Origin of the sequence: Pseudomonas siliginis (assembly GCF_019145195.1) — a bacterium.
Classification (GTDB): Bacteria; Pseudomonadota; Gammaproteobacteria; order Pseudomonadales; family Pseudomonadaceae; genus Aquipseudomonas; species Aquipseudomonas siliginis.
The window spans coordinates 608,539-635,078 of the sequence record NZ_JAHSTW010000001.1 but is presented as its reverse complement, the minus strand read 5'-3'; the positions used below and the strand labels follow the sequence as shown (position 1 = coordinate 635,078).

The following is a 26,540-nucleotide window of genomic DNA, read 5'->3' as shown; positions in this document are numbered from 1 at the left end:
GGCTTGGCTAATATACGATACATATACACATCGTATCGGATTCATATATGGGCATCGTAAAGATTTCAGAGGACATGCACGAGAACCTGCGCATCTCCAGCAACGCCCTCAGCCGCTCGATCAACGCGCAGGCCGAGCACTGGATGCGCATCGGCATGCTCGCCGAGCTGCATCCCAATCTCGACCACAGCGCCATTTGCCGCCTGCTGATCCGCGCCGAACAAAACGGCGGACTGGATCTGCAACAACTGACTCAGGAAGCCGTCAGCGCATGAGAAACCAGATCAAGATCAACACGCCGGCCGACATCGAAAAATCCCGCGCCGCCGGCAAACTCGCCGCTGAAGTGCTGGCAATGCTGGTGCCGCATGTGAAGGCTGGCGTGACCACCGATGAGCTGGATCGACTGTGCAACGATTACATCGTCAATGTGCAGAAGGCGGTGCCAGCCAACGTCGGTTATCACGGCTTTCCGAAAACCGTCTGCGCGTCGGTCAACGATGTGGTGTGCCACGGCATTCCATCGGGTACGCCATTGAAAGACGGCGACATCGTCAACCTCGACATCGCCGTGATCAAGGATGGCTGGTTCGGTGATACCAGCCGCATGTATGTCGTGGGTGAGGCAAGCCCCGAGGCGCAGCACCTGATCAAGACCACTTACGATGCGATGTGCGCGGGCATTCGTGCAGTGAAACCGGGCGCGACGCTGGGCGATATCGGTCATGCGATCCAGAGCCTGGCGGAGGCGGAGGGCTTCAGCGTGGTGCGCGAGTACTGTGGCCATGGCATCGGCAAGGTCTATCACGACGAACCGCAGATCCTGCATTACGGCTTTCCCAATCAAGGGCTGAAGCTCAAGGCCGGAATGATTTTCACCGTCGAACCGATGCTCAACGCCGGCAAACGCCATGTGAAGAACATGCCGGATGGCTGGACGGTGCTGACCAAGGATGGCTCATTGTCGGCGCAGTGGGAGCATATGGTCGCGGTGACGGAGAGCGGGTTTGAAGTGCTGACGGCTTGGCCGGATGAGATTGAAGGGTATTCCCCGATCAATTGAACAATCCCGAACCTGTGGGAGCGAGCCTGCTCGCGAAAAGGATGTGTCAGTCACCATTAATGTTGAATGACACACCGCATTCGCGAGCAGGCTCGCTCCCACAGGGGGATTTCAGTGGATTGAAAATTTTAGTGGGCACCGGCAGCCTTGTTCAAATCGCTCTCGGTCCATTCGGTATAGACACAAGCATCCGCCGTCGCCCAGCGCACCCGTACCGGATCGCCGGCCTTGAGCGTCATGCCCGCTGCCGACAGGGCTTTCACCGTCATCGACGTCCCGCCCGCAGTCACCACGCTGCACGTCTGGCTCTCACCGAGAAACAGCACCTCCACAACGTTCGCCGACACCTCATTCCAGCCCGCCGCCAGCGGCTCATCCAGCGCCTGCTGCGTGCTCAGCGCCAAGGCCTGTTCCGGCCGCACCATCAGCAGCACATCCTGATCAGTGTGCAACCCGGACGTCAGCCGAATCGACAATGACTGCCCCTCGAAACTCGCCGCTGCATTGCCTTGTGCCTTGAGCTTGAGGAAGTTCGAATTGCCCAGAAACGACGCGACAAAGGCATTCGGCGGATTCTGATAAAGGTCATACCCGCTGCCCAAGCCGACAATCTTGCCGTGGCTGAAAATCGCGATGCGTTGCGACAGCCGCATGGCTTCTTCCTGGTCGTGGGTCACGTACACGATGGTGATGCCCAGGCGCCGGTGCAGCTGGCGCAGTTCATCCTGCAAGTCCTCGCGCAGTTTCTTGTCCAGCGCGCCCAATGGTTCGTCCATCAGCAGGATTCGCGGCTCGTAAACCAGCGCCCGCGCGATGGCAACACGTTGTTGCTGGCCTCCGGACAGTTGCGAAGGGCGGCGATGGGCGAACTGTTCGAGCTGCACCAGCTTCAACATCGCATCGACGCGTTTTTCACGCTCGGCGGCAGCCAGTTTGCGAATCGCCAAAGGGAAGGCGATGTTGTCGCGCACCGACAGATGCGGGAACAGCGAGTAACGCTGAAAGACCATGCCGATGTCGCGCTTGTGCGGCGGCACGTTGACCAGCGACTGGCCATTGACGAGGATCTCGCCGCTGCTCGGTGTTTCAAAACCGGCGAGCATCGACAGCGTGGTGCTTTTGCCCGAGCCGCTGGAGCCGAGGAACGTGAGGAATTCACCGTCCTTGATGTCCAGCGAGATGTTATCGACGGCAGCGAAATCGCCGTAGTGCTTGTTCAGGTTGCGCAGGCTGACCAGGGGTTTGTCGCTCTGCTGGGATGCGTCTTTGATCACGGCACTCATGTCGTACTCCTGGGCGCTCAGGCGCTGATTTCGTTGCGCCGGCGCAGGGCGGCGGCGATCACCATGACCAATACCGACAGGCCGATCAGCAGCGTCGAAGCGACGGCGATCACCGGGGTCAGGTCCTGGCGCAAAGTGGTCCACATTTTCACGGGAAGGGTTTGCAGAGTCGGGCTCGCCATCATCACGCTGAGCACCACTTCGTCCCACGAAACGAGGAAGGCGAAGAGGGCGCCGGCGACCATGCCCGGGCGGATCGCCGGGAACGTCACCTTGAACACCGCTTGCAGGCGCGAGGCACCGCAGATTACCGCCGCGTCTTCAATCGACTGATCGAACAGCTTCAGCGAGTTGATGATCGAGATGATGGTGAACGGCAGCGCGACGATCACATGGCTGACGACGAAGGCGAACATGGTCCCGGTGTAGCCGAGCTTGAGAAACAGCGCATACACCGCCACGGCGATGATCACCAGCGGCACGATCATCGGCAGGGTAAACAGGCCGTAGAGCATCTCGCGGCCGGGAAAGCGCCCGCGCACCAGCGCAAACGCGGTCGGCAAACCGAGGGCCACGGCGCAGATCGTGGTCAGCACGGCAACCTTGAGGCTGGCGGCAGCGGCGTTCATCCAGTCGGGATTGGAGAAGAACTGGCCGTACCATTTCAGCGTCCAGCCCGGTGGCGGGAACACCAGCCACTGCGAGGAGCCGAACGAGAGCAGCACGATGAACACGATCGGCAACAGCAGGAACAGACCGATCAGTCCAGTCGTAGCGTAGAGGCCGAAACGCATGCGCCGGCTCATGGCATTGGGGGTCAGGAGCATGTCGGCTTACCTCGCATTACTGGCGCCAACCGGGGATTCCGGTTGAAGCTTCAGGTAGAAGTAGAACAACACCAGGGTGATTGCGATCAGCAACGCGGCGCCGGCACTGGCCAGGCCCCAGTTGAGGAACGATTGCACCTGCTGAATGATGAACTCCGGCAGCATCATGTTCTGCGCCCCGCCCAGCAAAGCGGGGGTGACGTAGTAACCGAGCGACATCACGAATACCATCAAGCCGCCGGACGCCAGACCCGGCCGGCACAGCGGCAGGAACACCCGGAAGAAGTTGGTCCACGGGCTGGCGCCACAGATCGAGCCGGCCTGCAGGATCATCGGGTCGATGGCCTGCATGGTCGCCTGCAACGGCAGCACGATGAACGGGATCATGATGTAGCTCATGCCGATCACCACGCCCGTGAGGTTGTGCACCATCTCCAGCGGTTGATCGATGATGCCCAGCGCCATCAGCGCCTTGTTGATCACCCCCGAGGCTTGCAGCAACACCAGCCACGAATAGGTGCGGGCGAGCAGGCTGGTCCACATCGACAGCAGGACGATGTTGAGGATCCAGCGCCCCCAACCGCGCGGCACCAGGGTGATCGCCCAGGCCAGCGGAAAACCTAGGAGCAGGCTGAACAGCGTCACCAGCCCGGCCACCGAAAAGGTGTTGAGCAGCACTCGCGCATAGGCCGAATTGGCGAACAGTTGTTCGTAGTTGCCAAGGCCAGGTACAGGTTCCAGCACACCGCGCAGCAGCAGGCCAATCAACGGCGCGAGAAAGAACAGGCCGAGGAACAGCAGCGCCGGAACGAGGTTGCCGGCGCCGCGCCAGCGTTGCTTGAAAGCCGAACCGGCAGCGCCGGCGGCGCTCCCGGTGGCAGTGGAAGGACGGGGCGCAGTGGCCGCGATTTTCATTTGACCAGCCATTCGTTCCACCGTGTCGCGATAGCCGGACCGTTCTTGGCCCAGTAAGCGAAATCAAGGGTGATCTGATCCTTGGCGTAAGCCGTCGGCAGGTTGGGGGCCAGCGTCGAATCCAGACGCTCCACACTGTCGAGGTTGACCGGCGCGTAGGCGGTCAGGTTGGAGAAGTCGGCCTGGCCTTTGGCGCTGCTGGCATTGGCGAGGAACTTCATCGCCGCATCTTTGTTTTTCGAGCCTTTGGGGATGACCAGAATGTCGGCCATGACCAGGTTCTGTTTCCAGCTCACGCCGACCGGCGCGCCATCTTCCTGCAAGGCGTGCACACGGCCATTCCAGAACTGGCCCATGCTCGCTTCGCCGGACGCCAGCAGTTGCTGCGACTGCGCGCCGCCGCCCCACCAGACGATGTCTTTCTTGATGGTGTCGAGTTTCTTGAAGGCGCGATCCAGATCCAGCGGGTAGAGCTTGTCAGCCGCAACGCCGTCGGCCAGCAGCGCCAGTTCGAGCACGCCGGGGCTTGGCCATTTGTACAGGGCGCGTTTGCCCGGGTAGGTCTTGGTGTCGAACAGCGCGCTCCAGTCCTGCGGCTTGTTGGCGCCGAGCTTGCCCTCGTTGTAGCCGAGGACGAAGGAGAAGAAGAACGAGCCGACGCCGTGATCGCTGACGAAGCGCGGGTCGATCCTGTCGCGCTGGATCACTTTGAAGTCGAGGGGTTCGAGCAGGCCTTCGGCAGCGGCGCGCAGGGCGAAATCGGCTTCGACATCGACCACGTCCCACTGCACGTTGCCGCTTTCGACCATGGCTTTGAGTTTGCCGTAGTCGGTGGGGCCGTCCTGGACGACGGTGATGCCGCTGGCCTTGCTGAACGGATCGGCCCAGGCCTGTTTCTGCGCATCCTGGGTGCTACCGCCCCAGCTGACAAAATTCACGCTTTCGGCAGCCATTGCAGCCTGGCCGGTAACGCTGAGCAGTCCCGCGAAAAAGATCGCGGTTGCAGCTTTGTTCAACACCATGTTCACGCCCTCATTGTTGTGTTTTTGAGCGGGCCTTGCGTTGTTGCCCGCCTGTCGGGAGCAGTAGCTGGACGGTTCTTCGGTTCGTCCGGTCTATGGAATATCATATTATGGTATTCCAAACTTTGTGCAAGCACTTTGCCTTACCGGTTATCTGGCGGATCTGTTTTTTTGATGAGTTCAGGACAATGGATTTGAAATGCAAAACCCTTGTGGGAGCGAGCCTGCTCGCGAAGCGGTGGATCATTCAACATTCAAGTCGACTGACACATCGCTTTCGCGAGCAGGCTCGCTCCCACATGGGGTTTGTGCTGGGCTCGGGTTATTCGGTGAACGGAATGCTCTCAACCACCTCAAGGTCATACCCGGTCAACCCCGCGTACTTAAGCGGCGGGCCGAGGTGGCGCAACTTGCCCACCCCCAGATTCTGCAGAATCTGCGCCCCAGTCCCGACCTCGGAATAAATCCGCGATTGCGAGCGGCTGAACTGCCGTGGCGGCTGTGTCAACTGCGGCACGCGCTCGAGCAACGCCTGCGATGATTCATGGTTGGCCAGCACCACCACAACCCCATGACCTTCCGCCGCGACCCGTTGCAGCGCCGCCCACAGGGTCCAGTTCGTCGGCCCGCTGTACTCGGCGCCGACCAAATCACGCAGCGGATCGATCACATGCACGCGCACCAGCGTCGGCTCTTCGCGGCGCAGATCGCCCATGACCATCGCCATGTGCACACCGCCTTCGATGCGATCTTCGAAGGTGATCAAACGGAACGTGCCATGCACCGTCGGCAGCTCACGTTCACCGATGCGTTCGATGGTGTGCTCTGTGCTCAGGCGATAGTGGATGAGGTCGGCAATGGTGCCAATCTTGATCCCGTGCTTGCGCGCGAACTGCTCCAGATCCGGGCGGCGCGCCATGGTGCCGTCGTCATTCATCACTTCGACGATCACCGAGGCCGGGGTGAAACCGGCCAGACGCGCCAAGTCGCAGCCGGCCTCGGTGTGCCCGGCGCGGGTCAGCACGCCACCTTCCTTGGCGCGCAACGGGAAGATGTGGCCTGGCTGCACCAGATCTTCGGCGCGGGCATTTGGCGCCACGGCGGCGGCAACAGTGCAGGCCCGATCTGCTGCGGAAATGCCGGTGGTCACGCCGACCGCCGCTTCGATCGACACGGTAAATGCAGTGCTGAACACGCTGCCGTTGGCGGGTACCATTTGCTCCAGGCCCAGACGCTGGCAATGTTCGTCGGTGAGGGTCAGGCAGATCAGCCCGCGTGCTTCGCGGGCCATGAAGCTGATAGCCTCCGGCGTGCAACGGTCGGCGGCCAACAGCAGGTCGCCTTCGTTCTCGCGGTCTTCGTCATCGACCAGCAGGACCATTTTGCCGAGGCGATAATCTTCGATGATTTCTTCGATGCTGTTGAAGGCCATGCTGGACTCTCAGGGTTCGTTGGAAATATATTGGTATACCATAATACAAAATCAACAAAGAGGTCACTATGAAGGCGTACTGGATTGCACATGTGGATATAGCCGATGCCGAGCACTACAGCCAATACACCCAGCGCACCCCGCAGGCGATTGCCGCATTTGGCGGCAAGTTCCTCGCCAGAGGCGGGCGCAGCGAAGCGATGGAAGGACGGCAGACGCCACAGCGCACGGTGATCATCGAGTTTGAAAACTACGAAACAGCCGTGGCGTGCTACCGCTCGGCGGCGTATCAGGAGGCGAAGAGTTATCGCGAGGAATGGGCGAAGGCGGAGATCATCATCGTCGAGGGCGTTGCCCCGAACTGAGCCACACCACCATCCTATGTGGGAGCGAGCCTGCTCGCGAATGCGTTCGAACATTCAACATTTGTATTGACTGACACGACGCCTTCGCGAGCAGGCTCGCTCCCACAGGTTTTGTGTTCAGGCAAATGTCAGCGCATGAAATGGATCTTGCCGCTGTCATCATTACCCATGTAAATCCCGTAAACCCCGGCTTGGCGCTCTTCGATATAGCGCTCGAGAATCTGCCGGATCGCCGGGTAATAGATCTGTTCCCACGGAATGTCTTCCGGGGCGAAGAACTTGTAATCCATGGTCTCCGGCCCGTACTGCCCGGTGATCTCCAGGGCGATGGCGCGGAAGATGATGTACACCTCGCTGATCTTCGGCACGCTGAAGATCGAATACGGCGAGACGATTTCCGCGCGCACGCCGCTTTCTTCCCAGACTTCGCGCAGCGCCGCCTGCTCGGTGGTTTCGCCGCTTTCCATGAAACCGGCCGGCAGCGTCCAGGTGCCCGGGCGCGGGGGGATCGCCCGTTGGCACAAGAGGTATTTGCCGTCCTGCTCAATAATGCAGCCGGCAATGATCTTCGGATTGACGTAGTGGATATAGCCGCAGCCGCGGCACATCAGGCGCTCGTGCGTATCGCCCGGCGGCGTCTGCTGACCGAGGTCAGGGCCACCGCATTTCGGGCAAAAGCTCGGGCTGAACATGTCATTGACCTATGCGGGGTTCTTTCAGCGCGATCGGCAGGGTGATCGCCGGGGTGCCTTTGACGGCGACGCCGGTTTCTTCCTGTTTGCGCTTGAGGTAATCGAGGGCCACGGTAGCCGCCGCGCGGACGTGATCGACACACGCCTGATGCGCCGCCAGCGGATCGCCGCTCTTGATCGCCTCGACCATTTTTTCCATCTCGTGATTACTCGCGCCGCGTCGGTTTTCCTGGGAGACCGAGGTCGCGCGCAGATAGCTGATGCGCGCCTGCAACTGACGCAATTGCGTGGCGGCGACATGGTTGCCCGAGCCTTCGAGCAGCACGTCGTAGAAGCCCTGCACCGAGTCGATCACCTGTTGCAGCTCGCCGTCCTTCAACGCCTTGCGGTTGTCATCGAGGGCTTTTTCCAGGGCTTTGATGTCCTTGGCTTTGGCGCGCAGGGTGAACAGCTGCACGATCAGGCCTTCGAGCACGCAACGCAATTCGTAGATATCGACGGCATCGGCGAGGGTGATGATGGCCACGCGCGGGCCTTTGGCATCGGCGAATTCGACGAGACCTTCGGATTCGAGGTGACGCAAGGCTTCGCGCACCGAAGTGCGGCTGACGCCGAGGCGATCACAGAGGTCGCGTTCGACCAGACGATCACCTGGCATGAGCTGGAAATTCATGATCGCGCTACGCAGTTTGTCCAGCACGATTTCGCGCAGGGTAACGGGGTTGCGATTGACCTTGAAGCTGTCGTCGAGTGGCTGGCGTTTCATGGGGTCCGCTCTTGAGCTTGGCTGTCCATGCCAGACGGGCATCAAAACAGCCGAGGGTTAACTGGAGGCCTCGGCGTCGGCTTCGGCAAAGGCTTCTCGGGCCAGCCGGAAACTGTCCACGGCCGCCGGAACGCCGCAATAAATGCCGACCTGAAGCAGAATTTCGCGTATTTGCTCACGACTCAGGCCGTTACGCAAGGCGCCACGCACATGCAGCTTGAGTTCATGCGGGCGGTTGAGCGCCGAGATCATCGCCAGGTTGATCATGCTGCGCTCCTTGAGCGACAGACCCTCACGCCCCCAGACATGGCCCCAGCAGTATTCAGTGACCATTTCCTGCAGCGGGCGGGTGAAGTCGTCGGCGTTCTCGATCGAGCGCTGAACATAGGCTTCGCCCAATACCTGGGTGCGGATTTTCAGACCTTTTTCATACTTATCGTTACTCATTTCTTTCGCCTCACCTCAATCCTGTGGGAGCTGGCTTGCCAGCGATAGCGGTAGTTCAGTCAGCATTGATGTTGAATGTTCCGTCGCCATCGCTGGCAAGCCAGCTCCCACAGGGTTTTGTATTGTTCTCAAACAAGGGGCGGCAACGCACCGAGCTTGCCCTTGTGATAAATCATCGGCGTCACCGGTTGCTCGGGCAGGATCAGGTTCTTCACTGCGCCGACAATGATCGCGTGATCGCCGCCGTCGTATTCACGCCACAACTCGCACTCGATGATCGCCGTGGCCTTGGCCAGAATCGGGTTGCCCAAATCGCTCAAATGCCACTCGATGCCCTTGGCCTTTTCCTTGCCCTTGCCGGCGAACGCGTAGGCTTCGGCGGTCTGCTCGGCGGAAAGCAAATGGATCGCGAACTTCTTGCTGTCGCGCAGCACCGGATAAGTGTCGGAGGCGTAGTTAGGGCAGAACAGCACCAGCGCCGGGTCGATCGACAGCGCGCTGAACGCGCTGGCGGTGATACCGACGATGCCGCCCTCCGGGTCGAGGGTGGTGACCACCGTGACGCCGGACGGGAACGAGCTCATGACGTCTTTGTAAATGCCGGGTTCGATCATTTCGCAGGACTCCTAGCGCATCACAAACGGATCAGGCATTGGCGCCTGGGAGAGGTTGATCCACACCGTTTTCAGTTCGGTGTAGGCCAGCACCGAATCGATGCCGCTTTCGCGTCCATAGCCACTGTTCTTGAAGCCGCCGATCGGCGCCATCGCCGACACTGCGCGGTAAGTGTTGACCCAGATAATCCCTGAGCGCACATCACGCGCCAGACGATGGGCGCGGCCGAGGTCACGGGTCCAGATGCCGGCAGCGAGGCCGAACTGCGAGTCGTTTGCGATCGCCAGCGCTTCGGCTTCGTCTTTGAAACGAATCACCGAAGCCACCGGACCGAAAACTTCTTCCTGCATGATCTTCATCGAATTGCGGTCGCACTCGAACAGCGTCGGCTCGTAGAACCAGCCTTCACCGAGATCCGCCGGACGCTTGCCACCGGTGCGCAAACGCGCGCCTTCGGCGATCGCGTCGGCGACCAGACCTTCGACCACCGCCAGTTGCTGCGCGGTGGCCATCGGCCCCATCTCGCTGTTGTCTTCCTGTGGGTTGCCGATGCGGATGCGCTGGGCGCGCTCGACCAGACGGTTGACGAATTCGTCGTAGATTTCGTCCTGCACCAGCAAGCGCGAACCGGACACGCAACTCTGCCCGGACGCTGCGTAGATGCCGGCAATCGCGCCGTTGATCGCGCTGTCGAGATCGGCGTCGGCGAAGATGATATTCGGCGACTTGCCGCCCAGTTCCAGCGACAGCTTGGCGAAGTTTTCGGCGCTGCTGCGCACCACATGCCGTGCCGTCGCCGCGCCGCCGGTGAAGGCGATCTTGCGGATCAGTGGATGGCGGGTGAGGGCGGCGCCGGTGCTCGGGCCGTAACCGGTGACGACGTTGACCACGCCCGGCGGAATCCCGGCTTCGAGGGCCAGGCGTGCCAGCTCAAGAATGGTCGCCGAGGCGTGCTCGGACGGCTTGATCACAATCGTGTTGCCGGCGGCGAGGGCCGGGGCCAGTTTGATCGCGGTCAGGTACAGCGGGCTGTTCCATGGAATGATCGCGGCAACCACACCCATGGCTTCGTGCACGGTGTAGGCAAACAGGTCGGGCTTGTCCAACGGCAGGGTGCCGCCTTCAAGCTTGTCAGCGAGGCCTGCGGTGTAGTGGAAGAACTCCGGCAGATAGCTGACCTGGCCACGGGTTTCGCGGATCAGCTTGCCGTTGTCGCGGCTTTCCAGCTGCGCCAGGTGTTCCTTGTTTTCTGCGATCAGATCACCGAGGCGGCGCAGCAGTTTGCCCCGCGCAGTGGCGGTCAGGCCGCGCCAGGCCGGGCTGTCGAAGGCATTTTGCGCTGCTTGCACGGCGCGTTCGACGTCCGCTTCATCGGCGTCGGGCAGTTCCGCCCAGGCTTGCGCGGAGGCCGGGTTGAGGCTTTCGAAGGTCTTGCCGGAGAGGGCGTCGACCCAGTCTCCGCCGATGCACATCTGGAAGCGTGCGAGTGTCATGCAACGATCCCCTTTATATGGTTTTGTCGGGCGTGTGCGAATTGGAGAAATTCCAGCAGCATCTGGTTGACCAGACGCGGCGACTCTACCGGCATCATATGCCGTTGCTCGGGCAGCACGGCAACCTTCGCAGCGGGGATGCGTCGGGCCAGTTGCTCGGCCATTTCCGGCGTCGAGCCAGGGTCAAGCTCGCCAGTGGCGATCAGCGTCGGTGCCTGAATGCTGCTCAGGTCGTCGGCGCGGTACATGTCCTGGGTGGCAAACAATTCGTAGGTGGTCAGGTAGCCCTGCGGATCGTTGTTGGCCAAGGTCTGGCGCAACGCGGCGATCTGCGCCGGGTTGGCCGCCTGATATTCACGGCTGAACCAGCGCGACAACGCCGCTTCGGCATTGGCGTCCGGGCCGTGTTCGGCAGCCTGCGCAGTGCGGGCAATCACGCCGGCACGCTGTTCTTCGCTGCGGTTGAAGACGCTGTTCAGCACCACCAGGCTTTGCAGGCGCTCCGGGTAGTGCAGGGCGAAGGCCCGCGCGACCAGACCGCCCATGGAGAAACCGATCACCGCTGCCTGGGGCAGATTCAGGTGATCGAGCAGCTCGAGCAACTGATCGGCGTAACCGAGCAGGTCGGTGCCGCTGGCCGGGCGCGGGCTGGCGCCGTGGCCGAGCATGTCGTAGGCGATCACCTGGTACTGGCTGGCGAGGCCGACAATCTGCCCGCCCCACATTTCTTTGTTCAGGCCCACGCCGTGGATCAAGACCACGGGCTGGCCTTGGCCGGTCGCCAGGTAACTGGTGCCAGCCGGGGTGAGTTCAGCGGTGAGCCGAATCATGGAGCGCTCCTGCAATGCCTTTCTTGTTGTGATTACTGGGCTTTTTCGGCGGCCAGTTCTTCCAGATCGATGTAGCGGTTGCCGATGCGCGGATGCAGGCGGCCACCGTCGGCGCAACCGAGCACGACGACGATTTCGTCAGCACGCGGCGCGTCTTCGATCTGCATTTCCAGGGTGATGTAGTGCGAACGCAGGCCTTCGTCGTCCTTGTGCATCATCGGGATCTGAATTGAAGTGCCCGGGCCGCCGCGCTTGTTGGTAAAGCTCAGGTAGCTCTTGGCTTTTACCGCTTCGCGATAGTGGTTACCGAAGCGCAGGGTGTGGATCACCGCCGACGCGTGCTCGATCTCGCCATCAGCGCCGACGACCGCCGCTTTGCCGTACGCCTCGATCTTCTCGGCACCGCCTATGATGCCGACCAGGCGTTCGACCATCATTGCGCCGAGGTCGGAGCAGTTGGCGCGGATCTGCGGCTTGAGGTCTTCGACAAAACCATTGCCCACCCACGGGTTCTTCATCACCACGGCGAGGCCGACCATGGTCACCGACTTGTCAGTAGCCTTGCCGCCTTCAATGAAGGTTTCTTCGACATAGCTGACGATCTTGCGAATTTCGAAACTCATGAGCTGCTCCGTTGGGGGATTAAGAGTGTCTGTGCGTCTGATGGTATACCATAATACCGATCCTGCAAGTCCCCCTCCGCAACAATTGTGTCATCCATCCTACGAATGGCTGCGCATTCACCCTTTGTCGCAAAACCAACCATCACTACAAACCCTGTGGGAGCGAGCCTGCTCGCGAAAGCGGTGGGTCAGCCAATAAACAGGGTGACTGATACACCGCATTCGCGAGCAGGCTCGCTCCCACAGGGAAAATGATGGGTTACAGAGAGCCGCTTTCGGTTAACAAAAGATAACGCGGCGCCGATTGTCAGACATTTGCAAAGCCCGATAGGATGAGCCAGCTTCCGAAGGGGCTCTGGATTGCGGGTTTCAGGACTATGCTTCTGATCTGCCACTAGCCGAGCACCCTTGCGGCGCCCTTGAAGGCCCGATGGCCCAACAATAATAAATAGGGGAAGGTCTATGAGTCGTTGCCGCCCGCCGGCGTTACGCAACACCGCGTTGCTGGCCACAGCACTCTCGCTGCTGGGCTTCGCCACGTTATCGGCACCTGTGATTGCCGCCGAGGCCCCGGCTGACGTGGTCTATGCCACCGAATCGGCCAAGGCCGCAAAAAGCCTGATTCTTGATGTCGTCCACGCTGGCGCGCGTCTGGTCGCGGTCGGTGATCGCGGGCACATCGTCTATTCCGATGACCAGGGCAAAACCTGGACCCAGGCCAAGGTGCCAACCCGGCAACTGCTCACCGCCGTGTATTTCGTCGACGACAGAAACGGCTGGGCCGTGGGCCACGACGCACAGATTCTCGCCAGCGCAGACGGCGGTCTGACCTGGACCAAGCAATTCGAAGATCTCGCACGCGAATCGCCGCTGCTCGACGTCTGGTTCAAGGACGCCAGCAGCGGCTTTGCCGTGGGCGCCTACGGCACGCTGCTGGAAACCTCCGACGGCGGCAAGAACTGGGAAGACGTCAGCGATCGCCTCGACAACGAAGACCAGTTCCACCTCAACGCCATCGCCGCCGTGAAAGACGCCGGGCTGTTCATCGTCGGCGAGTCCGGCAGCATGTTTCGCTCCGCCGATGACGGCCAGACCTGGGAAAAGCTTGAAGGCCCGTACGAAGGCTCACTGTTCGGCGTGATCGGCACGGCGCAGCCGCAGACCCTGTTGGCTTACGGCTTGCGCGGCAACCTCTATCGCTCCACTGATTTCGGCAGCAACTGGGAGCAGGTCGAACTCAAAGCCGCACGCGGTGCGCTGGAGTTTGGCCTGTCCGGCGGCACGCTGCTGGAAGACGGCTCGATCGTCATCGTCGGTAACGGCGGTTCTGTGATCAGCAGCAGCGACAATGGCGAGAGCTTCAGCGTGTTCAACCGCCCGGATCGCATTTCGCTGTCGTCGGTCACCGCCGCCGGCAACGGCAACCTGATTCTGACCGGGCAGGGTGGCTTGCACATCACCCAGCCAAACGGTGCCGAGACCAATAACAAGAAGGCGGGGCTATGACTTCCTTGATCACTCCTCAGCAAGACAAGGCGACGTTTCTTGAACGCTTGATCTTCAACAACCGTCCGGCCGTGATCCTGATCTGCCTGGTGGTGAGCATTTTCCTGTTCTGGCAGGCCACACTGATTCGGCCGTCGACCAGTTTTGAAAAAATGATCCCGCTGCAGCATCCCTTCATCGAAAAGATGATGGAGCACCGCAACGATCTGGCGAACCTCGGCAACACCGTGCGTATTTCGGTGGAAGCCACCGACGGCGACATCTTCTCCAAGGAGTACATGGAGACCCTGCGCCAGATCAACGACGAAGTGTTCTACATTTCCGGCGTCGATCGTTCCGGCCTCAAATCGCTGTGGAGCCCGAGCGTACGCTGGACCGAAGTGACCGAAGAGGGTTTCGCCGGCGGTGAAGTGATTCCGCAGAGCTACAACGGCTCTCAAGACAGTCTCGATCTGCTGCGCAACAACGTGCTCAAGTCCGGCCAGGTCGGGCGTCTGGTAGCCAACGATTTCAAGTCGAGCATCGTCGACATCCCGCTGCTGGAGGCCTACCCGGACCCGCAGGATCAGGGCAAGTTGCTGGCGCTGGACTATCGCCAGTTCTCCCATGAGCTGGAAGACAAGATCCGCAACAAGTTCGAAGCGCAGAACCCCAACATCAAGATCCACATCGTCGGTTTCGCCAAGAAGGTCGGCGACCTGATCGACGGTCTGGTGATGGTGGTGCTGTTCTTCGGGGTCGCCTTCGTCATCACCCTGATTCTGCTGCTGTGGTTTACCAACTGCCTGCGCAGCACCATTGCGGTGTTGAGCACGACGCTGGTGGCGGTGGTCTGGCAGCTCGGGTTGATGCACTTCTTCGGCTTCGGGCTCGACCCGTATTCGATGCTGGTGCCGTTCCTGATTTTCGCCATCGGCATTTCCCACGGCGTGCAGAAAATCAACGGTATCGCCCTGCAATCCAGCGAGGCCGATAACGCCCTGACCGCTGCGCGGCGCACCTTCCGCCAGTTGTTCCTGCCGGGGATGATCGCGATTCTGGCCGATGCGGTGGGCTTCATCACACTGCTGATCATCGACATCGGCGTGATCCGTGAACTGGCGATCGGCGCGTCCATCGGCGTTGCGGTGATCGTGTTCACCAACCTGATCCTGCTGCCGGTGGCGATTTCCTATGTCGGCATCAGCAAGCGCGCGATTGCCAAGAGCAAGAAGGACGCCAACCGCGAGCATCCGTTCTGGCGCCTGCTGTCGAACTTCGCCAGCCCGAAAGTCGCGCCGATTTCGGTAGCGCTGGCGCTGATCGCCTTCGGTGGTGGCCTCTGGTACAGCCAGAACCTGAAGATCGGTGACCTCGACCAGGGCGCGCCGGAACTGCGTCCGGACTCGCGCTATAACAAGGACAACAACTTCATCATCAGCAACTACTCGACCAGCTCCGACGTGCTGGTGGTGATGGTCAAGACCAAGGCTGAAGGCTGCTCGCGCTACGAAGCCATGGCGCCGATCGATCAGCTGATGTGGAAGATGCAGAACACCGAGGGCGTGCAGTCGGCGATCTCGCTGGTGACCGTGTCCAAGCAGATGATCAAGGGCATGAACGAGGGCAACCTGAAATGGGAAACCCTGTCGCGCAACCCGGACGTGCTGAATAACTCGATCGCCCGCGCCGATGGCCTGTACAACAACAGCTGCTCGCTGGCGCCAGTGCTGGTGTTCCTCAACGATCACAAAGCTGAGACCCTCGATCGTGCGGTCAACGCGGTGCAGGAGTTCGCCAAGGAAAACAACAAGGACGGCCTGGAATTCATCCTCGCCGCCGGTAACGCCGGGATCGAAGCGGCCACCAACGAAGTCATCAAACAGGCTGAGCTGACCATCCTGATTCTGGTGTACATCTGCGTGGCAGTGATGTGCATGATCACCTTCCGCTCATGGGCAGCAACCCTGTGCATCGTCCTGCCGCTGGTACTCACCTCGGTGCTCGGCAACGCCCTGATGGCGTTCATGGGCATCGGCGTGAAAGTCGCGACGCTGCCGGTGGTGGCGTTGGGCGTGGGGATCGGCGTGGACTACGGCATCTACATCTACAGCCGCCTGGAAAGTTTCCTGCGTGCGGGGCTGCCGTTGCAGGAAGCCTATTACCAGACGCTGAAGTCCACCGGTAAAGCGGTGCTGTTCACCGGCCTGTGCCTGGCGATCGGCGTGTGCACCTGGATCTTCTCGGCGATCAAGTTCCAGGCCGACATGGGCCTGATGCTGACCTTCATGCTGCTGTGGAACATGTTCGGTGCGCTGTGGCTGCTGCCAGCGCTGGCGAAGTTCCTGATCAAGCCTGAGAAGCTGGCAGGGCAGAAGGGCAATTCGCTGTTTGCCCACTGATCTGAAGGCCTGAAACGACAAAGCCGCAACCTTGAGGGGTTGCGGCTTTTTTTATGAATCAAGATCAAGAGCCCCTCACCCTAGCCCTCTCCCGGAGGGAGAGGGGACTGACCGAGGGGTGCGGCTAGATATATCGGCCTGAGATACCGAGTCGGTTATGGATTCACAGCAGAACGTTCAAGTCGGCGTAAATCTCAAATATTCCCCAATCGGTCCCCTCTACCTCTGGGAGAGGGCTAGGGTGAGGGCAAGCGGTCTCAAGCCCTAAGAAAGCTCAGCGCCCAGCACCACACTCAACGCACTACGCGCATCATCCAACTGCACCAGCGTCGCATGCCGGGCACCCAGAGCATCGCGGTTCTCGATCGCGGTCAGGATCGCCTTGTGTCTTGGCAACGCCAGTTCATGCAGATTCGGCCGTTGATTGGAATGCTTCAACGCCTCGGCGATCGCTACCGCCAACATGTTGCACAGGTTCGCCAGCAGGTCGTTGTGCGTGGCATCGGCGATGCGGCTGTGGAAGTCCAGGTCCGGCTGCAACAGCGCTTCCGGAGTCGGCGCGGCTTCCATGCGTTGGTAGGCTTCGTTGATCGCGGCGATGTCGGCATCGGTTGCATGCTGAGCGGCGAGGGCGGCCGCTGCCGGCTCGATGATGCTGCGCACGCTGGTCAGCACGTTGAAGAATTCATTTTGCGGGCTGCTCTGCATCAACCAGTGCAGCACGTCCGGGTCGAGCATGTGCCATTCGCGGCGAGCCTTGACCACGGTGCCGACGCGCGGTTTGGAATACACCAGACCCTTGGCCACCAGCACCCGCGTGGCTTCGCGCAACACCGGGCGACTGACCGCGTACTCCTCGCACAGCAGGGCTTCGGCGGGCAGTTTGTCGTCGGGCAAAAAGCGTCCGGAGACGATCTGCATGCCCAGTTCCTGGACGATGCGCGAGTGCATGCTTTTACGGTCGGAAGGTTTGCGGTAATCCATGGGGAGTGGCGCGATCCTGAGCGATGGAGATGCCGCGCATCATAGCAGGCACGGCACAGATTTGAGGCGATACGCAAAAGCAACTGTGGGAGCGAGCCGGCTCGCGAAGGCGGCATATCAGTCAAATAGATGTCGACTGACACTCCCTCTTCGCGAGCAGGCTCGCTCCCACAGGGGAATTGCGCTGTTAGTGAGAGTGGCGCGGAACCTCGGCACCACGGCAACCAACCAGGAAGTCAAAGTCGCAACCCTGATCCGCCTGCAGCACGTGGTCGATGTACAGCTGACGATAACCGCCCACCAACAACTGCTGCGGCGCTTGCAGATCGGCCATGCGCGCGGCCAGTTCCGCGTCCGGAATGTCCAGATGCAAACGGCCGCTGGCGCAATCGAGCTCGATCCAGTCGCCTTCCTTAACTGCCGCCAAAGGCCCGCCGGCTGCGGCTTCCGGGGCGACGTGCAGAACCACCGTGCCGTACGCGGTCCCGCTCATGCGTGCATCGGAAATGCGCACCATGTCGGTCACGCCTTCTGCCAACAGCTTGGCCGGCAGGCCCATGTTGCCGACTTCAGCCATGCCCGGATAACCCTTCGGCCCGCAGTTCTTCATTACCAGAATCGAATCTTTATCGACGTCCAGCTCCGGATCGTTGATCCGCGCCTTGTACATGTCGAAGTTCTCGAACACCACCGCGCGACCGCGATGCTGCATCAGTTCAGCGCTAGCGGCGGACGGCTTGAGCACCGCGCCCAGCGGCGCCAGATTGCCGCGCAACACGCAGATGCCACCGTCAGCGCGAATCGGATTGTCGAGGGTGCGGATCACTTGGTCTTCGCCGTAGATCGGCGCGTCCTTGGTATTTTCGCCGATGGACTTGCCGTTGACCGTCAGTGCGTTCGGGTTGGGGATCAGATTGGCTTCACCGAGGCGACGCAGCACCGCTGGCAAACCACCGGCGTAGTAGAACTCTTCCATCAGGAAACGCCCGGACGGTTGCAGGTCGACGATGGTCGGCATGCCGCGACCGATGCGGGTCCAGTCGTCCAGATCGAGCTCGACGCCGATGCGCCCGGCGATGGCTTTCAAGTGGATCACGGCGTTGGTCGAACCGCCGATGGCAGCGTTGACACGAATAGCGTTTTCGAAGGCTTCCTTGGTGAGGATCTTCGACAATTTCAAATCTTCGCGAACCATCTCCACCGCACGCATGCCGGACATGTGCGCCAGCACATAACGGCGTGCATCCACAGCCGGAATCGCGGCGTTGTGCGGCAGCGAAGTGCCCAGCGCTTCAGCCATGCAGGCCATGGTCGACGCGGTGCCCATGGTGTTGCAGGTGCCCGCCGAACGCGACATGCCGCCCTCGGCCGCGAGGAAGTCATCGATGGTGATGGTGCCGGCCTTGACCTGTTCGCTGAGCTGCCAGACCACGGTGCCGGAACCGATGTCCTTGCCTTTGTGCTTGCCGTTGAGCATCGGCCCGCCGGTGACGACGATGGCCGGCACGTCGCAACTGGCCGCACCCATCAGCAGTGCTGGAGTGGTTTTGTCGCAACCGGTGAGCAGCACGACGCCGTCGATCGGGTTGCCGCGAATCGCTTCTTCAACGTCCATGCTCGCCAGGTTGCGGGTGAGCATGGCCGTCGGGCGCAGGTTCGATTCGCCGTTGGAGAACACCGGGAATTCCACCGGAAAACCACCAGCCTCGATCACCCCGCGTTTGACGTGCTCCGCGATCTGGCGGAAGTGCGCGTTGCACGGGGTCAGTTCCGACCAGGTGTTGCAGATGCCGATGATCGGCTTGCCGTGGAACTGATGGTCGGCGATGCCCTGATTCTTCATCCAGCTGCGGTACATGAAGCCGTTCTTGTCGGCCGTGCCAAACCATTGGGCGGAGCGCAGGGTGGGTTTCTTATCAGACATGATCGATTCTCTTATTGTAAGACTATTGTTTGCGGGCTGACGCTTAATCTAAGCGCAAAATCGACGCTTTGGAAGTGTTGTTGGGTAATTAGTATTACTATATAGTCGTTTTCGACGGAGGGATGGCCCTGGCTGTTTTGGCGAGAGGCGTCCCCCGAGGTTCTATAAAAACAACAATCGGAGACCGATCTCATGAGCCAGGAATTGCGGCTTGTCCGGCGCATCACACTGAAACTGATTCCCTTCCTGATCCTGCTGTACCTGATCGCCTATGTGGATCGCTCCGCCGTCGGCTTTGCCAAGCTGCACATGGGCGCCGACATCGGCATCGGCGACGCCGCCTATGGCCTCGGTGCCGGGCTGTTTTTCATCGGCTACTTTCTTCTAGAGATTCCCAGCAACCTGATGCTCGAACGCTTCGGCGCGCGGCGCTGGTTCGCGCGGATCATGATCACCTGGGGCGCGATCACGATCGGCATGGCCTTCGTGCAAGGGCCGCACAGCTTCTATGTGATGCGGTTTTTGCTCGGCGCGGCCGAGGCGGGCTTCTTCCCCGGCGTGCTGTACTACATCACCCAATGGTTCCCGGTGCGCCATCGCGGCAAGATCCTCGGCCTGTTCATCCTCTCGCAACCGATCGCGATGATGATCACAGGTCCCGTGTCCGGTGGCTTGCTGGGCATGGACGGCATCCTCGGCCTGCATGGCTGGCAGTGGCTGTTCATCGTCATCGGCACCCCGGCGATCCTGCTGACCTGGCCGGTCCTGCGCTGGCTGCCGGACGGCCCGCAGCAAGTGAAGTGGATGGATCAGGCGGAAAAAGACTGGCTGACCGGCGAACTGAAAAAGGATCTGCAGGAATACGGCCAGACCCGTCACGGCAATCCGCTGCATGCGCTGAAAGACAAACGCGTGTTGCTGCTGGCGCTGTTCTATCTGCCGGTGACCCTGAGCATTTATGGCCTCGGCCTGTGGCTGCCGACGTTGATCAAACAGTTCGGCGGCAGCGATCTGGTGACCGGTTTCGTCTCTTCGGTGCCATACATTTTCGGGATCATCGGCCTGCTGATTATTCCGCGTAGCTCCGACCGTTTGAACGATCGCTACGGCCACTTGGCGGTGCTCTATGTACTCGGTGCGCTGGGCCTGTTCCTCAGTGCCTGGCTGTCGCTGCCGGTGGCGCAACTGGCGGCGCTGTGTCTGGTGGCGTTTGCGTTGTTCTCGTGCACGGCGGTGTTCTGGACTTTGCCAGGACGCTTCTTTGCTGGCGCGAGTGCGGCGGCGGGGATTGCCTTGATCAACTCGGTGGGCAACCTCGGCGGTTACATCGGGCCGTTCGTGATCGGCGCGTTGAAGGAATACACCGGCAATCTGGCTTCGGGGTTGTACTTCCTCTCGGGCGTGATGGTGTTCGGGCTGATTCTGACCGGCATCGTCTACCGCGTGCTGGAACGCAAGCACGTGCTGCCCGTCGACCAGTTCGCCGCCAGCGCCCGTGGCGCGACCCGAACCTGACACCTATGGATCAATTACCACCCCTGTGGGAGCTGGCTTGCCAGCGATGACGGCGGCACATCCAACATTGATGTGTCAGACAGGTTGCTATCGCTGGCAAGCCAGCTCCCACAGGGTTTTGCGGTGTTTCGGAATTTTGGATAAAGGAGAGGACATATGCATCTGGTTCAATTCGAATTACCCAACGGCGAGCGCCGGGTCGGCGTGGTCGACAACGGTCAGGTCCGCGAAGTCGAGGACGCCCGCAGTGTCCGTGATCTGGCCCTGGCTGCAATCGAGGCCGGCAGCTCCCTTGAGCAGCAAGTGCAAAGCCTCGGCCTCGGTGCCAGCCACGATTACGCGCAGTTGCTCAAAGACCTGCGCATCCTGCCGCCACTCGATCACCCGGACCCGGCACACATGCTGGTCAGCGGTACCGGCCTGACCCATCTGGGCAGTGCTTCGGCCCGCGACAAGATGCACCAGCAGGCCGGCGATGAAGCGGCGATGACCGACACCATGCGCATTTTCAAGTGGGGCGTGGAGGGTGGCAAACCGGCGGCGGGGCAGGCCGGCGTGCAACCAGAGTGGTTCTACAAGGGCGACGGCAGCATTGTCGTGCGTCCGGGGCAGGCGTTCCCGCTGCCGCCGTTCGCCGAAGACGCTGGCGAAGAGCCGGAGATGGCCGGCCTGTACGTCATCGGCAACGATGGCAAGCCGTATCGCCTCGGTTTCGCGGTGGGCAACGAGTTCTCCGATCACGTCATGGAACGCAAGAATTACCTGTACCTGGCGCACTCGAAATTGCGCAGTTGCAGTTATGGCCCGGAACTTCGTACCGGTGAATTGCCTCAACACCTTGCCGGCACCAGCCGAATCCTGCGTGACGGCGAAGTGCTCTGGCAGAACGAGTTCCTCAGTGGCGAGGCCAACATGTGCCACAGCCTGGCGAACCTCGAGTACCACCACTTCAAATACAGTCAGTTCCTGCGTCCGGGCGACGTGCACATTCATTTTTTCGGTACAGCGACCCTGTCGTTTGCCGACGGCATCCGCACCCAGCCGGGCGACACGTTCGAGATCAGCCAGGCCGATTTTGGCGCTGCGCTGGTCAACGGTATCGCACCGGTCAAAGCGGCTTTTGAACCGGACAGCATCGGCACCCTTTAAGGAGATCCCATGACTCAGATTCTCGGTCACAACTACATCGGCGGTCAGCGCAGCGCCGCCGGCAGCGTCAAACTGCACTCGGTCGACGCCAGCACGGGCGATGCCCTGCCGCATGATTTCATTCAGGCCACGGCCGAAGAAGTCGACGCCGCCGCCAAGGCCGCCGCTGCGGCTTACCCGACCTATCGCAGCCTCAGCGCCGAACGTCGCGCGCAGTTCCTCGACGCAGTCGCGGATGAGCTGGATGCGCTTGGCGACGATTTCGTTGCTGTGGTCTGCCGCGAAACCGCGCTGCCGGCCGGACGCATTCAGGGCGAGCGCGGTCGCACCAGCGGGCAGATGCGTCTGTTCGCCAAAGTCCTGCGTCGCGGTGATTTCTACGGCGCGCGGATCGATCAGGCATTGCCGGATCGCCAGCCGCTGCCACGTCCGGATCTGCGTCAGTACCGCATCGGCCTCGGCCCGGTCGCCGTGTTTGGTGCCAGCAACTTCCCGCTGGCGTTCTCCACTGCCGGTGGCGATACCGCAGCAGCACTGGCCGCCGGTTGCCCGGTGGTGTTCAAGGCCCACAGCGGCCACATGGCCACCGCTGAACTGGTCGCCGACGCGATCATTCGCGCGGCTGAAAAAACCAGCATGCCCGCCGGCGTGTTCAACATGATCTACGGTGGCGGCGTCGGTGAATGGCTGGTCAAGCATCCGGCGATTCAGGCCGTTGGTTTCACCGGCTCGCTGAAAGGCGGTCGCGCCCTGTGCGACATGGCAGCCGCACGTCCGCAACCGATCCCGGTGTTTGCCGAGATGTCGAGCATCAACCCGGTGATCGTGCTGCCGCAGGCACTGGCCACGCGTTCGGAAACCGTTGCGCGTGACCTCACCGCTTCGGTGGTTCAGGGTTGCGGTCAGTTCTGCACCAATCCAGGTCTGGTCATCGGTATTCGCTCTCCGCAGTTCAGCGCGTTTGTCCAACAAGTCGCCGCTGCAATCTGTGATCAACCGGCGCAAACCATGCTCAACGCCGGCACCCTCGGCAGCTATGGCAAAGGCCTGGAAAAACTCCTGGCGCACAGCGGCATTGAGCATCTGGCCGGTAATCCGCAGCAGGGCAATCAGGCGCAGCCGCAGTTGTTCAAGGCCGATGTCAGCCTGTTGATCAACGGTGACGAAGTGCTGCAGGAAGAAGTGTTCGGCCCGACCACGGTGATCGTCGAAGTGGCCGATCAGGCACAACTGAGCGCGGCGCTGCACGGCCTGCACGGTCAATTGACCGCGACGATCATTGGTGAGCCGTCGGACTTCGAGCAATTCGCCGAGCTGACGCCGCTGCTGGAACAGAAAGTCGGGCGCATCCTGCTCAATGGTTATCCGACCGGTGTCGAAGTGTGCGATTCGATGGTGCATGGCGGGCCATACCCGGCGACGTCCGATGCGCGCGGCACGTCGGTCGGCACGCTGGCGATCGATCGCTTCTTGCGCCCGGTGTGCTTCCAGAACTACCCGGACAGCTTGCTGCCCGAACCACTGAAAAACGCCAACCCACTGCGGATTCAGCGTTTGGTGGATGGCAAGCCATCGCGTGAGGCGATCTAACGCCAAGCCGATGTCCCCTGTGGGAGCGAGCCTGCTCGCGAACGCGGAATATCAGCCAGTTGATCGTTCCCACGCTCCGCGTGGGAATGCAGCCCGGGACGCTCTGCGTCCCATTGGAACGCGGAGCGTCCCTATAGGCATTCCCACGCAGAGCGTGGGAACGATCAGCTGGCACACCGTCTTCGCGAGCAAGCTCGCTCCCACAGAGGTTCCAGCAGGGGCCTCTGGATCACATTGGGCTATCATTGGCCCTTTCCCCCTAGAAAGACTGTTTGCCATGACTGCCCAAGCCCTTCTCAACGCCCTCGAACACTGCGGTATGGTCGAAATCGATGGCCTGCACGCCTTCGAATTCGCCCTCGACGAGGACGATAACCTGCACATCGAATGCATCGATGGCCGTGAAGCCAAACACTGGGAATTCACCCCAGCGCAGGTCGCGGCGGCGACGTTCGATGAGACGCTGCAGAGCTGGCTGATCACCGGTTACGCCAGCGACACCAAGACCACGGGCGAGCATCGTCTGGTGTGCCTCGGCGACGTAGTCAGCAGCAGCGACGATGAGGATGACAATAATGAAAATGCGTAACTTCTGGCCTTTGCTGATGGCCGGCAGCGTCGGCGCGATGGGGCTTTCCAGCGCCTCTGCCGAAACCCTGCAATTGCTGGTCGGCTCCTACACCGCCGGTTCCAGCCAGGGCATCTACCGCATGCAGTTCGACAGCGCCACCGGCCAGATCGACGCCAAGCCACTGCAAGTGGTCAAGACCGAAAACCCTTCGTGGCTGACCCTCTCGAAAGACCAGAAGCGTTTGTTCGTGGTCAACGAAAACGGCCCGGGCCAGAACGATCCGGTCGGCCGCGTCAGCAGCTTCGCCATCGACCCGAAGACCCATGCGCTGAGCCTGATCAATCAAGTGCATAGCCTGGGCAACGAGCCTACCCATTCCAGCCTCAGCGCTGATGCCAAACACCTGTTCGTCAGCAACTATTCGGTGATGGAAGATCCGGGCGGCACCCTGGCGGTATTGCCGGTCGATGCCGACGGCCAGCTGAAACCGGTCGTGCAGATGAGCGGCCACCCGGCCAGCCGGGTCAATCCTGAGCGTCAGGCTTCCAATCATGTGCACTCGACGGTGTCGTCGCCGGACGGGCGCTATGTGTTCTCCAATGATTTGGGCGCGGACAAGGTTTTCATCTATCAGTACGACCCGAAGGCCAATCCACACCTGCCGCTGACCCCGGCAAAAACCGCCTCGGTAGCCTTGCCGGCCGGTAGTGGTCCGCGTCATCTGCTGTTCAGCGCTGATGGCAAACACGCCTGGCTGACCATGGAGATGAGTGCACAGGTTGCGGTGTTCGACTACAACGACGGCGTGCTGACCCAGACGCAACTGGTCGATCTCGCGGCGGGCCAGCCAACCTCGGACAAGGCCGGCGCGGCGCTGCATGCTTCGGCTGACGGCAAGTTTCTCTACGTGAGCAATCGCGGCACGGCCAATCAGCTCGTAGTGTTCGGCATTGATCCTGCGACCGGTCAGCTCAAAGAGCTGCAAAAGCGCTCGGTCGAAGGTGATCACCCGCGCGAGTTTGCCCTTGATCCGAGCGGTAAATTCGTCTTGATTGCCAACCAGAAGAGCAACCAGATTGTCGTCGTCGAACGCGATGCCAAGACCGGTCTGCTGGGCAAAACCGTGCAAAAACTGCCGATGGACGCGCCAAGCGATCTGAAATTCCTGGTGCGACAATAAGCCACAGGCCCCGTTCTACGGGGCCTGCATCGTTGTATTAATTGCACTGATATCGGCTAATGCTACAAAAGATTTCAAGGAGGCAACCCTCGAGCGTTACGTTTGTTTCACAGCCCGACCGGGCAAACCAAGCAAACGAACACGAGGGTTACCGCCATGAACTTCAATCTCTTCTCCGTCATCGCCGCGTCCGCCATTTCTGCCACCGTGGTATTGCCAGCCGGTGCCAACGTCGAAATCGCCAGCAAAAAATCCCATACCCAGAGCTACACCCAGAAATACCTGCAACAAAGCGCCAACTTCTACGCCGCGCTGGATCACAAAACCCAAGCCTGAAATTGCCATCTCCTTGTTGGAGCTGCCGAAGGCTGCGATCTTGATCGTTCCCATGCTCTGCGTGGGAATGCCTCTAGGGACGCTCCGCGTCCAGTGACGCGGAGCGTCACGGGCTGCAAAGCAAAATCAAAAGATCGCAGCCTTCGGCAGCTCCTACGCGCGCGCGTAACCTGATCGTTCCCACGCTCTGCGTGGGAACGCAGCCCGGGACGCTCTGCGTCCCATTGGAACGCTCTGCGTCCCATTGGAACGCGGAGCGTCCCTTGAGGCATTCCCACGCGGAGCGTGGGAACGATCAATCAGAAGATCGCAGCCTTCGGCAGCTCCTACGCGCGTACGCGTTCCCCACTCATAGGTTTTCTCTCGCGGGCAAATAGAGCCGCTAAATAATCAACGAAGCTGATATTCACCATTGCAAACCCTGAGTGGTTGCTTCGGATTTTTTGATTGATTCTGTGGCCATCGAAACCTTTGCCCACGGAGAACACCATGGCCAGCGCAATCCTCACTTCCGCCAAACGCGGCGCCTACCTGGCCATCGGTCTGTACCTGGCCGTGGTGCTGTTTGTCAGCATCGGCGCACAAATGGAACACAGCTTCGACGCCCCGATCGACGTCGCCCATCCCGGCATCCAGTTCGAACTGCGCTCGCAAAGCGCGATGGTCGACAGGGCCGAACTCGCAGGAGTCGGCGGCGCATGAAAGGCTACAGACTCTGGGTCATCGCCAGCCTCGCGCTGATGACCAACGGCGCCTCACTGTTGGGATTTGGCCAGGGCTCGGTGGGCGGTTTGGCCCGGGCCATAGAGGCCAACCACAACATCGCGCACAACATTGAACGCGCCAACACGCTGGGGCTGATGGCCGGCAATCCACCGGTCAAGGTCGCGGTGGATTTCCTCGGACCGTTCGAAGTGGATTGCATGGCGCTGGGCATGTGCCAAGCACTGGCCTAATGATCGTTCCCACGCTCTGCGTGGGAATGCCTCAAGGGACGCTCCGCGTTCCAATGGGACGCAGAGCGTCCCCGG

At 60.9% G+C, this 26,540-nt stretch carries 27 protein-coding genes; 13 read left to right on the top strand and 14 right to left on the bottom strand.

The features are described 5' to 3' along the window. The first annotated feature begins 47 nt into the window (after positions 1-47). Both KVG87_RS02680 and map read left to right on the top strand, forming a co-directional pair. Positions 48-275: a ParD-like family protein gene (locus KVG87_RS02680; RefSeq protein ID WP_007918027.1), complete on the top strand. Its 228-nt coding sequence runs from the start codon at positions 48-50 to the stop codon at positions 273-275. Then, complete coding sequence (map, locus tag KVG87_RS02675) at positions 272-1,063, top strand: type I methionyl aminopeptidase (RefSeq protein ID WP_217849078.1); 792 nt, start codon at positions 272-274, stop codon at positions 1,061-1,063. Before KVG87_RS02680 ends, map begins: the two co-directional genes overlap by 4 nt. Before the next feature lie 128 nt (positions 1,064-1,191). On the opposite strand, the gene KVG87_RS02670 is transcribed toward map, so the two are convergent. The 5 genes from KVG87_RS02670 to ribBA form a co-directional block, all read right to left on the bottom strand. Next, positions 1,192-2,346: an ABC transporter ATP-binding protein gene (locus KVG87_RS02670; protein ID WP_217849076.1), complete on the bottom strand. Its 1,155-nt coding sequence runs from the start codon at positions 2,344-2,346 to the stop codon at positions 1,192-1,194. A gap of 17 nt (positions 2,347-2,363) precedes the next feature. Further along, a complete protein-coding gene (locus KVG87_RS02665) occupies positions 2,364-3,173 on the bottom strand; it encodes an ABC transporter permease (RefSeq protein WP_007918021.1) in 810 nt (269 codons plus the stop codon). Between the two features lie 6 nt (positions 3,174-3,179). Further along, positions 3,180-4,088 (bottom strand): ABC transporter permease, encoded by a 909-nt coding sequence (locus KVG87_RS02660; protein WP_024013193.1) that lies wholly within the window; start codon positions 4,086-4,088, stop codon positions 3,180-3,182. Beyond that, a complete protein-coding gene (locus KVG87_RS02655; RefSeq protein ID WP_016775018.1) occupies positions 4,085-5,110 on the bottom strand; it encodes an ABC transporter substrate-binding protein in 1,026 nt (341 codons plus the stop codon). The genes KVG87_RS02660 and KVG87_RS02655 overlap by 4 nt, the downstream gene beginning before the upstream one ends. 322 nt (positions 5,111-5,432) lie before the next feature. Further along, positions 5,433-6,542 (bottom strand): bifunctional 3,4-dihydroxy-2-butanone-4-phosphate synthase/GTP cyclohydrolase II, encoded by a 1,110-nt coding sequence (gene ribBA, locus KVG87_RS02650; RefSeq protein ID WP_016775017.1) that lies wholly within the window; start codon positions 6,540-6,542, stop codon positions 5,433-5,435. Positions 6,543-6,610: 68 nt separating this feature from the next. On the opposite strand from ribBA, the gene KVG87_RS02645 reads away from it, so the two are divergent. After that, positions 6,611-6,907, top strand: coding sequence for a DUF1330 domain-containing protein (locus KVG87_RS02645; protein WP_217849074.1), 297 nt, complete (start codon positions 6,611-6,613; stop codon positions 6,905-6,907). Positions 6,908-7,035: 128 nt separating this feature from the next. Here KVG87_RS02645 and KVG87_RS02640 read toward each other — a convergent pair whose 3' ends face one another. The 7 genes from KVG87_RS02640 to KVG87_RS02610 all read right to left on the bottom strand — a co-directional run bounded on the left by KVG87_RS02640 (position 7,036) and on the right by KVG87_RS02610 (position 12,373). Next, positions 7,036-7,599, bottom strand: coding sequence for an NUDIX hydrolase (locus KVG87_RS02640; protein ID WP_150635080.1), 564 nt, complete (start codon positions 7,597-7,599; stop codon positions 7,036-7,038). Position 7,600: 1 nt separating this feature from the next. Next, entirely contained in the window at positions 7,601-8,365 is a 765-nt protein-coding gene (locus tag KVG87_RS02635; protein ID WP_217849072.1) for a GntR family transcriptional regulator, read from the bottom strand. 57 nt (positions 8,366-8,422) lie between these two features. Beyond that, the gene (locus KVG87_RS02630) at positions 8,423-8,812 is read right to left on the bottom strand and encodes a carboxymuconolactone decarboxylase family protein (protein ID WP_003225716.1); all 390 of its coding nucleotides are present in this window, start codon (positions 8,810-8,812) and stop codon (positions 8,423-8,425) included. A 128-nt stretch (positions 8,813-8,940) separates the two neighbouring features. Continuing rightward, positions 8,941-9,426 carry a flavin reductase family protein gene (locus KVG87_RS02625; RefSeq protein ID WP_217849071.1) on the bottom strand — a complete coding sequence of 162 codons (486 nt, stop codon included), beginning with the start codon at positions 9,424-9,426 and terminating at the stop codon, positions 8,941-8,943. A gap of 12 nt (positions 9,427-9,438) precedes the next feature. Continuing rightward, a complete protein-coding gene (locus KVG87_RS02620; RefSeq protein ID WP_024013188.1) occupies positions 9,439-10,920 on the bottom strand; it encodes an aldehyde dehydrogenase in 1,482 nt (493 codons plus the stop codon). After that, positions 10,917-11,750: an alpha/beta fold hydrolase gene (locus KVG87_RS02615; protein WP_024013187.1), complete on the bottom strand. Its 834-nt coding sequence runs from the start codon at positions 11,748-11,750 to the stop codon at positions 10,917-10,919. Before KVG87_RS02615 ends, KVG87_RS02620 begins: the two co-directional genes overlap by 4 nt. A 32-nt stretch (positions 11,751-11,782) precedes the next feature. Continuing rightward, positions 11,783-12,373, bottom strand: coding sequence for an amino acid synthesis family protein (locus KVG87_RS02610; RefSeq protein WP_217849068.1), 591 nt, complete (start codon positions 12,371-12,373; stop codon positions 11,783-11,785). A gap of 462 nt (positions 12,374-12,835) precedes the next feature. On the opposite strand from KVG87_RS02610, the gene KVG87_RS02605 reads away from it, so the two are divergent. Then, a complete protein-coding gene (locus KVG87_RS02605) occupies positions 12,836-13,879 on the top strand; it encodes a WD40/YVTN/BNR-like repeat-containing protein (RefSeq protein ID WP_217849066.1) in 1,044 nt (347 codons plus the stop codon). After that, a complete protein-coding gene (locus KVG87_RS02600; protein ID WP_076562517.1) occupies positions 13,876-16,260 on the top strand; it encodes an efflux RND transporter permease subunit in 2,385 nt (794 codons plus the stop codon). Before KVG87_RS02605 ends, KVG87_RS02600 begins: the two co-directional genes overlap by 4 nt. 264 nt (positions 16,261-16,524) lie before the next feature. Here the strand turns inward: KVG87_RS02600 and KVG87_RS02595 are convergent, their stop codons facing one another. Further along, the gene (locus tag KVG87_RS02595) at positions 16,525-17,244 is read right to left on the bottom strand and encodes a FadR/GntR family transcriptional regulator (protein WP_024013185.1); all 720 of its coding nucleotides are present in this window, start codon (positions 17,242-17,244) and stop codon (positions 16,525-16,527) included. Positions 17,245-17,431: 187 nt separating this feature from the next. Further along, entirely contained in the window at positions 17,432-19,168 is a 1,737-nt protein-coding gene (locus KVG87_RS02590; protein WP_071172698.1) for an IlvD/Edd family dehydratase, read from the bottom strand. A gap of 192 nt (positions 19,169-19,360) precedes the next feature. On the opposite strand from KVG87_RS02590, the gene KVG87_RS02585 reads away from it, so the two are divergent. The 8 genes from KVG87_RS02585 to KVG87_RS02550 all read left to right on the top strand — a co-directional run bounded on the left by KVG87_RS02585 (position 19,361) and on the right by KVG87_RS02550 (position 26,465). Further along, complete coding sequence (locus KVG87_RS02585) at positions 19,361-20,683, top strand: MFS transporter (protein ID WP_024013183.1); 1,323 nt, start codon at positions 19,361-19,363, stop codon at positions 20,681-20,683. 156 nt (positions 20,684-20,839) lie between these two features. Next, entirely contained in the window at positions 20,840-21,832 is a 993-nt protein-coding gene (gene araD1, locus KVG87_RS02580; protein ID WP_217849064.1) for an AraD1 family protein, read from the top strand. Between the two features lie 9 nt (positions 21,833-21,841). Next, positions 21,842-23,422, top strand: coding sequence for an aldehyde dehydrogenase (NADP(+)) (locus tag KVG87_RS02575; RefSeq protein WP_217849062.1), 1,581 nt, complete (start codon positions 21,842-21,844; stop codon positions 23,420-23,422). A 277-nt stretch (positions 23,423-23,699) separates the two neighbouring features. Continuing rightward, entirely contained in the window at positions 23,700-24,011 is a 312-nt protein-coding gene (locus KVG87_RS02570; RefSeq protein ID WP_217849060.1) for a DUF5629 family protein, read from the top strand. Beyond that, positions 23,998-25,173: a lactonase family protein gene (locus KVG87_RS02565; RefSeq protein ID WP_217849058.1), complete on the top strand. Its 1,176-nt coding sequence runs from the start codon at positions 23,998-24,000 to the stop codon at positions 25,171-25,173. Before KVG87_RS02570 ends, KVG87_RS02565 begins: the two co-directional genes overlap by 14 nt. Before the next feature lie 156 nt (positions 25,174-25,329). Next, positions 25,330-25,509 carry a hypothetical protein gene (locus KVG87_RS02560; RefSeq protein WP_016775003.1) on the top strand — a complete coding sequence of 60 codons (180 nt, stop codon included), beginning with the start codon at positions 25,330-25,332 and terminating at the stop codon, positions 25,507-25,509. A gap of 489 nt (positions 25,510-25,998) precedes the next feature. Next, on the top strand, positions 25,999-26,211 hold the full coding sequence (locus tag KVG87_RS02555) for a hypothetical protein (RefSeq protein ID WP_039763920.1): 213 nt from the start codon (positions 25,999-26,001) through the stop codon (positions 26,209-26,211). Further along, positions 26,208-26,465, top strand: a complete 258-nt coding sequence (locus tag KVG87_RS02550; protein ID WP_016775000.1) for a hypothetical protein — start codon at positions 26,208-26,210, stop codon at positions 26,463-26,465. The genes KVG87_RS02555 and KVG87_RS02550 overlap by 4 nt, the downstream gene beginning before the upstream one ends. Positions 26,466-26,540: the final 75 nt, after the last annotated feature.

Coding starts and splice junctions, on each gene's coding strand:
- KVG87_RS02680 (WP_007918027.1), top strand. CDS start 48: ATGGGCATCGTAAAGATTTCAGAGGACATGCACGAGAACCTGCGCATC.
- map (WP_217849078.1), top strand. CDS start 272: ATGAGAAACCAGATCAAGATCAACACGCCGGCCGACATCGAAAAATCC.
- KVG87_RS02670 (WP_217849076.1), bottom strand. CDS start 2,346: ATGAGTGCCGTGATCAAAGACGCATCCCAGCAGAGCGACAAACCCCTG.
- KVG87_RS02665 (WP_007918021.1), bottom strand. CDS start 3,173: ATGCTCCTGACCCCCAATGCCATGAGCCGGCGCATGCGTTTCGGCCTC.
- KVG87_RS02660 (WP_024013193.1), bottom strand. CDS start 4,088: ATGAAAATCGCGGCCACTGCGCCCCGTCCTTCCACTGCCACCGGGAGC.
- KVG87_RS02655 (WP_016775018.1), bottom strand. CDS start 5,110: ATGGTGTTGAACAAAGCTGCAACCGCGATCTTTTTCGCGGGACTGCTC.
- ribBA (WP_016775017.1), bottom strand. CDS start 6,542: ATGGCCTTCAACAGCATCGAAGAAATCATCGAAGATTATCGCCTCGGC.
- KVG87_RS02645 (WP_217849074.1), top strand. CDS start 6,611: ATGAAGGCGTACTGGATTGCACATGTGGATATAGCCGATGCCGAGCAC.
- KVG87_RS02640 (WP_150635080.1), bottom strand. CDS start 7,599: ATGTTCAGCCCGAGCTTTTGCCCGAAATGCGGTGGCCCTGACCTCGGT.
- KVG87_RS02635 (WP_217849072.1), bottom strand. CDS start 8,365: ATGAAACGCCAGCCACTCGACGACAGCTTCAAGGTCAATCGCAACCCC.
- KVG87_RS02630 (WP_003225716.1), bottom strand. CDS start 8,812: ATGAGTAACGATAAGTATGAAAAAGGTCTGAAAATCCGCACCCAGGTA.
- KVG87_RS02625 (WP_217849071.1), bottom strand. CDS start 9,426: ATGATCGAACCCGGCATTTACAAAGACGTCATGAGCTCGTTCCCGTCC.
- KVG87_RS02620 (WP_024013188.1), bottom strand. CDS start 10,920: ATGACACTCGCACGCTTCCAGATGTGCATCGGCGGAGACTGGGTCGAC.
- KVG87_RS02615 (WP_024013187.1), bottom strand. CDS start 11,750: ATGATTCGGCTCACCGCTGAACTCACCCCGGCTGGCACCAGTTACCTG.
- KVG87_RS02610 (WP_217849068.1), bottom strand. CDS start 12,373: ATGAGTTTCGAAATTCGCAAGATCGTCAGCTATGTCGAAGAAACCTTC.
- KVG87_RS02605 (WP_217849066.1), top strand. CDS start 12,836: ATGAGTCGTTGCCGCCCGCCGGCGTTACGCAACACCGCGTTGCTGGCC.
- KVG87_RS02600 (WP_076562517.1), top strand. CDS start 13,876: ATGACTTCCTTGATCACTCCTCAGCAAGACAAGGCGACGTTTCTTGAA.
- KVG87_RS02595 (WP_024013185.1), bottom strand. CDS start 17,244: ATGGATTACCGCAAACCTTCCGACCGTAAAAGCATGCACTCGCGCATC.
- KVG87_RS02590 (WP_071172698.1), bottom strand. CDS start 19,168: ATGTCTGATAAGAAACCCACCCTGCGCTCCGCCCAATGGTTTGGCACG.
- KVG87_RS02585 (WP_024013183.1), top strand. CDS start 19,361: ATGAGCCAGGAATTGCGGCTTGTCCGGCGCATCACACTGAAACTGATT.
- araD1 (WP_217849064.1), top strand. CDS start 20,840: ATGCATCTGGTTCAATTCGAATTACCCAACGGCGAGCGCCGGGTCGGC.
- KVG87_RS02575 (WP_217849062.1), top strand. CDS start 21,842: ATGACTCAGATTCTCGGTCACAACTACATCGGCGGTCAGCGCAGCGCC.
- KVG87_RS02570 (WP_217849060.1), top strand. CDS start 23,700: ATGACTGCCCAAGCCCTTCTCAACGCCCTCGAACACTGCGGTATGGTC.
- KVG87_RS02565 (WP_217849058.1), top strand. CDS start 23,998: ATGAAAATGCGTAACTTCTGGCCTTTGCTGATGGCCGGCAGCGTCGGC.
- KVG87_RS02560 (WP_016775003.1), top strand. CDS start 25,330: ATGAACTTCAATCTCTTCTCCGTCATCGCCGCGTCCGCCATTTCTGCC.
- KVG87_RS02555 (WP_039763920.1), top strand. CDS start 25,999: ATGGCCAGCGCAATCCTCACTTCCGCCAAACGCGGCGCCTACCTGGCC.
- KVG87_RS02550 (WP_016775000.1), top strand. CDS start 26,208: ATGAAAGGCTACAGACTCTGGGTCATCGCCAGCCTCGCGCTGATGACC.